The following is a 5,469-nucleotide window of genomic DNA, read 5'->3' on the forward strand; positions in this document are numbered from 1 at the left end:
CCGCCCGCCTCGTCGACCTGCTCCGCCGTGAGCTGGGCCCGCTCGCCGGGCGCGCGGTCACCGTGTTGGGGCTGGCGTTCAAGCCGGACACCGACGACGTCCGGCACTCCCCGGCGTTCCCCGTCCTGCGCGCCCTGCTCGAGGAGGGTGCCACCGTGCTCGCCCACGATCCCGTCGTCGGCCCGGACGTGCTCCCGGACCGCGTACGGCTCACCCACGACCTGGCGCGGGCGCTCGACGGGGCCGAGGCGGTCGTGCTGGTGACCCGCTGGAACGAGTACCTGGCCGTGCCCGCGCTGCTGCGGGCCGCCGGGGCCGAGCCGCTCGTCGTCGACGGGAGGCGGCTCCTGGACCCGGGTGACGTCGCCCGCTACGCGGCGCTCGGCCTCACCCGCGGCGACCGTCCGGCGGTCGACCTGGAACGGAGGGCCTGACCGGTGCCACGACTGAGCATCGGGCTGCCGGTGTACAACGGCGAGGAGTACCTCGCCGAGGCACTCGACGCCCTGCTGGACCAGACCTTCGGCGACTTCGAGCTGATCGTCTCCGACAACGCGTCGACCGACCGGACCGCGGCGATCTGCCGCCGGTACGCGGCGCGGGACGCGCGGATCCGGTACGTGCGGCAGACCCGCAACATCGGGGCCACCGGGAACCACAACGCCACGACGGAGATGGCGGGCAGCCCGCTGTTCAAGTGGGCCTCGCACGACGACTGCTACGCCCCCGACCTGCTGGAACGCTGCGTCGCAGCGCTCGACGCGCACCCGGGGACGATCGCCGCCCACGCCTGGACCGCCAAGATCGACGGCGACGGCGCGATCCTCGACCGCTACCGGTACCCCCTGGCGACGGCGTCGCCGCACGCCCCGGAGCGCTTCCGCAGCGCGCTGTTCGACGTCGGCGGGGACGACGCCTACGCCGTGTTCCGGACCGACGTCCTGCGCCGGGTGCTGCCCTACGGCAGCTTCTACCGCGCCGACCGCGTCCTCATCGGGTCGCTGACCCTGCACGGCCCCTTCCACCAGGTCCCCGACTGGCTGTACTACCGCCGCGACCAGCCGGACCGGGCCACGCGGGCGCCCTCGGTCCGCGCGTGGTGCACCACGATGGACCCCCGTCGCGCGGATCGCCTCCGCCATCCCGTGCCCCGGCTCCTCGCCGAGTACGTCCTGGGATACCTGCGGCAGATCCACCGGGCGCCGCTCTCGGCCGCGGACCGGCGTGCCTGCTACCTGCTGGTCGGCGAGTGGCTCGGCAGCCGGGCCCGGCCGCGTCGGCTGCACCGGGGCGCCGAGCCGGAGCCGGAGATCCACGCCGGACCCACGGGGGAGCGCGTCGAGGGGCGGCAGGCATGAGGACCCGCGCGCCGCGCATCGGCTTCTACGGGCTGCTCGGCTCCGGCAACCTCGGCAACGACGGCTCGCTCGACGCGATGCTCGGCCACCTGCGCGAGCGGTACCCCACGGCGGAGTTCGAGGCGCTGACCGACGCGCCCGAGGCCGCCCGCGAGCGGTGGGGGATCCGGGCCACCCCGATGCACTGGAACCGCCAGGAGTACAGCACCGCGGCCTCGCCGGTCGCCCTGGCGCGCAAGGCCTTCGGCAAGATCGTCGACGCCGTGCGCGTCCCCGCCTGGGTGCGCCGCCAGGACGCGGTGGTCATGGCGGGGATGGGGGCGTTCGAGGCGACCCTGCCGTTGCGGCCCTGGGGGACCCCGTACACGCAGTTCCTGGTGTGCGCCTCCGGCAGGCTCGTCGGCACCAGGGTGGCGCTGGTCGGCGTGGGTGCCGACGACGTCCGGTCGCGCGCGCTGCGGGCGCTGTTCGTGGGGGCGGCCCGCTCGGTGACCTACCTGTCCTACCGGGACGAGTACTCGCGCGCAGCGATGCGGCGGATGGGGCTGCGCGAGCGCGGCGACCGGGTCGTCCCCGACCTCGTCCACGCCCTGCCCGCGCCGCCCGCCGTCGCCGGGCCGACCGGGGTCGTCGGCGTCGGCGTCCTCGACTTCCACGGCGACAACGCCGACCGCGGCCGGGCCGAGGAGGTCCACGCCCGCTACGTGGCCGCGGTGCAGCAGCTGGTCGACGGGATCCTGGACTCCGGCCACGACGTGCGGCTGCTGGTCGGCGACCGCGCCGACGAGGCCGTCGTGCGGCTCGTCCGGGCCGACGTCGCCGCCCACCGCCCCGCGGAGCTGGGCCGGGTCCACGCCGACCCGGTCACGTCCCTCGACGGGCTGATGCGGCAGATGGTCGGTCTCGACGCCGTCGTCGCCACCCGGTTCCACAACGTCGTCTGCGCGCTCCGGACCGCCCGCCCCACCGTCTCGCTCGGCTACAGCGCGAAGAACGAGGTCCTGATGGCGGAGGTGGGCCTGGGGGCGTACTGCCATCGGGCGGGCCGGTTCGACCCGCGGGAGGTGCTCGACCAGCTCGCCGACCTGCTGGCCACCCGCGAGGCCGTGTCGGCTGAGATCGCGCACCGGACCGCGGGCTACCGCCGCGCGCTCGACGAGCAGTTCGCGCTGCTGGACGCCGCGCTGTTCCCCGGGCCGTCCCCCGCCGCCCCCCGACCCGCCGCCCACCACGCACCCACCGGATGACCGGTTCCCGAGGAGGTACGACGACCATGGTCGACGTCCACATCGATCCCGAGTTCGACGACCGCGAGCGCCGCGACCGGCTCTTCGCCGGGGACGTCGTGGTGTACACCCACGTCCCCGAGATCGCCGCGTTCGCGGAGTTCGCCCGCGGGCTCATCACCGAGGCCTTCGCGCCGTTCGAGCCGCGGACGGTGCAGGAGCACCGCACACCGGAGGAGCTGGCGGAGATCCTCATCGCGTTCAAGCCGCGGTTCATCCACCATCCCGAGTCGATCGCGCACGTCCGGCGGATCGTGACCGCGCTCGGCGCCGACCCGGCCGCGGTCTACGCCGACGTGCCGAAGCTGCGCACCGCGTTCCCGCTCGGCGGGCTCACGACCGGCATCGCCTACGCCTTCCAGCCGCACCGCGACACCTGGTACAGCGCCCCGCTGCAGCAGCTCAACTGGTGGCTGCCGCTGTGGCCCGTGGCGCCCTCGAACGTCATGGAGTTCTACCCGCGGGGCTTCGGCCGGGAGGTGCCGAACACGAGCAGCTCCTACGACTACACGGAGTGGAACGCCTGGCGCTCGCGGATGAGCGAGCTCAACACCCGGGACACGCGGGTGCAGCCCGCCCCGGTCGCGCCCCTGCCGCCCGACGAGCCGCGGCTCTGCCTGGTCCCGCCGGTGGGCGGCGTGATGCTCTTCTCCGGCGACCAGCTGCACGCGTCGATCCCGAACACCAGCGGGGTGGCCCGCTACAGCGTGGACTTCCGCACCGTGGACGTCGCCGACCTGCGCAGCGGGCGCGGCGCCCCGGGCGTCGACGTGGCCGCGACGGGGACCTCGCTGGGCGACTTCCACCGGATGACCGACGGGGCGGCCGTACCCGACGACGTCATGGCGGCGTTCGACCGCCCGGCCGCCGTGCCGCACGGCGTCTGACGCGACGAGGATCGGAGGAGCGGGTGGCACACACGGCATCGCTGTCTCAGCTGCAGACGCCGCGCTGGGCATCGGTCAACGGCGACCTCGTGGCCTACGGGGACGTCCGGATCCACATCGGCGCCGAGGCGCTGACCCGCGCCCTCAGCGTCTTCGAGGGGGTGAAGGGGTACTGGGACGACAGCGGGGAGACCTTCGCGCTCCGCAGCCCCCGGCGGCACTACGACCGCCTGTGCCGCTCGGCGCGGCTGCTGCACGTGCCGATCCGGTTCGGCTACGAGGAGTACGTCGGCTGGCTGGCACGGCTCGGGGCCGAGCTGGTGGTCCCAGAGCGGGACCTGTGGTTCCGCACGACCCTCTACGGGGTCGAGGGGCACTGGGGCGAGGGGACGGTCGCGGACCTCGTGACCACCGCCTACACCCAGACCACCGCGGACCCGACCCCGATGCGCGCGGCGGTCAGCACGTGGCGTCGAGGCGGGGACTCGGTGCTGCCTGCCCGGATCAAGAGCGCGGCCAACTACGTGATGGGCCGGGTCGCGCGGATCGAGGCGAACCGCGCGGGTGCCGACGAGGCCGTCCTGCTGAACGAGAGCGGGCGGGTCGCCGAGGCCACCGGGGCGTGCGTCGTGATCGTCGACCGCTCCGGGCTCGTCACCCCGCCGCCCACCGAGGGGTGCCTGGACAGCATCACCGTCGACGCGCTCGAGGAGCTGTGTGCCACGACGGGGATCCCGTTCTCCCGCAGGCCGATCGAGCGGACCGAGCTGCTCGTGGCGCAGGAGTGCGGGCTCGTCGGGACGATCACGGAGCTCACGCCGGTGGCGGAGGTCGACGGCCACTCCTACGCCCTCGACGGGTTGCTCGCCGACGTCCGCCGCAGCTACCTGGGGGTGATGCGGGGCAGGTCGGCCCTGGCCTCCGCCCCGCTCGTCCCGCTGCTGCGCCGCGACGGCGCCGAGATCCGGCCGGTCACCCCCACCCCGCTGGTCGGAGCGGCGGAGTGACCGCCACGTGCCCGCTCTGTGGACATCCGGACTTCGCGCCGGTCCTGTCCCTCGACGGCGTGCCCGTGGAGGAGGGGCGGTTCCCCGACACCTCGGCCGCGGCGGCGGCCATGCCCACCGGGTCCTGCGTGCTGTGCCACTGTGCGGCCTGCGGGTTCGTCTACGACGCGGCGCCCCGGCCGGAACAGGTCGTCTACGACGTCGGCTACACGACGTTCATGGGCCACTCGCCCAGCTTCGCCCGCCACGTCCGCGAGACCGCCGAACGGCTCGTCACCGAGTACGGGCTCGCCGGGGGTGCCGCGGTCGACATCGCCTGCGGCTTCGGCGACTTCCTCGAGGCGCTGCTCGCCGCCGGGATGGCCGCGGGGACCGGCGTCGACCCGGCCGCGGGCGAGGTCGCGGACACCCGGGTGCGGATGGTGCGCGAGTACTTCCGGCCCGACCTACTGCCGCCGGACACCGACCTGGTGTCCTGTCGGCACATGCTCTACCTGATGGACGACCCGCTCGAGCTGCTGCGGGGGATCCGGGAGAGCGTCGGGGCCCGCACCCCGCTCGTGTACGTGGAGCTCGTGAACCGCGCGGCCGCGGCCGACGGATGGGACCCCTGGGACGTCACCTACGAGCACCGCAGCTACTTCACCCCGCAGTCCGCGCGGCGGCTGTTCCGCGAGACGGGGTTCGAGGTCCTCGCCGTCCGGGAGGTCCACCATGGACGGTTCCTCGCGGTGGAGGCCCGGCCCACCGAGGTCCCCGCACGCGACGCCGACGGCGGGGTGAGCGACCTCGCCGACGCCGTCGCGGGGCTGCAGGCCCACACGGACGAGCGGATCGCCCTGTGGCGCGACGCCTTGCGCGAGACCCGGGAGGTGGACGGGCGGATCGTCGCGTGGTGCGCCGGGGCGCGGGCCATCTCGTTCCTCGCGCT

Annotated in this window: 6 protein-coding genes; all 6 read left to right on the top strand. The window is 74.6% G+C overall.

What is annotated here, in order from left to right; genetic code table 11:
- A partial coding sequence (locus H5J29_RS19290; protein WP_246394054.1) for a UDP binding domain-containing protein occupies positions 1-434 on the top strand: 434 nt, incomplete at its 5' end.
- 3 nt (positions 435-437) lie between these two features.
- On the top strand, positions 438-1,358 hold the full coding sequence (locus tag H5J29_RS19295; protein WP_181782441.1) for a glycosyltransferase family 2 protein: 921 nt from the start codon (positions 438-440) through the stop codon (positions 1,356-1,358).
- Positions 1,355-2,605, top strand: coding sequence for a polysaccharide pyruvyl transferase family protein (locus H5J29_RS19300; RefSeq protein ID WP_181782442.1), 1,251 nt, complete (start codon positions 1,355-1,357; stop codon positions 2,603-2,605). The genes H5J29_RS19295 and H5J29_RS19300 overlap by 4 nt, the downstream gene beginning before the upstream one ends.
- Before the next feature lie 26 nt (positions 2,606-2,631).
- Positions 2,632-3,531, top strand: a complete 900-nt coding sequence (locus H5J29_RS19305) for a phytanoyl-CoA dioxygenase family protein (protein ID WP_181782444.1) — start codon at positions 2,632-2,634, stop codon at positions 3,529-3,531.
- A gap of 23 nt (positions 3,532-3,554) precedes the next feature.
- A complete protein-coding gene (locus H5J29_RS19310) occupies positions 3,555-4,538 on the top strand; it encodes an aminotransferase class IV (RefSeq protein ID WP_181782446.1) in 984 nt (327 codons plus the stop codon).
- On the top strand, positions 4,535-5,469 hold a 935-nt coding region (locus H5J29_RS19315; RefSeq protein WP_181782448.1), incomplete at its 3' end, for a class I SAM-dependent methyltransferase. The genes H5J29_RS19310 and H5J29_RS19315, both read left to right, overlap by 4 nt.

It is taken from the genome of Pseudonocardia pini (assembly GCF_013870575.1).
In the GTDB taxonomy this organism is placed as follows: domain Bacteria; phylum Actinomycetota; class Actinomycetes; order Mycobacteriales; family Pseudonocardiaceae; genus Pseudonocardia; species Pseudonocardia pini.

Excerpts from the sequence above, each read along its gene's own strand:
- H5J29_RS19300 (WP_181782442.1), top strand. The coding sequence starts at position 1,355 with ATGAGGACCCGCGCGCCGCGCATCGGCTTCTACGGGCTGCTCGGCTCC.
- H5J29_RS19305 (WP_181782444.1), top strand. The coding sequence starts at position 2,632 with ATGGTCGACGTCCACATCGATCCCGAGTTCGACGACCGCGAGCGCCGC.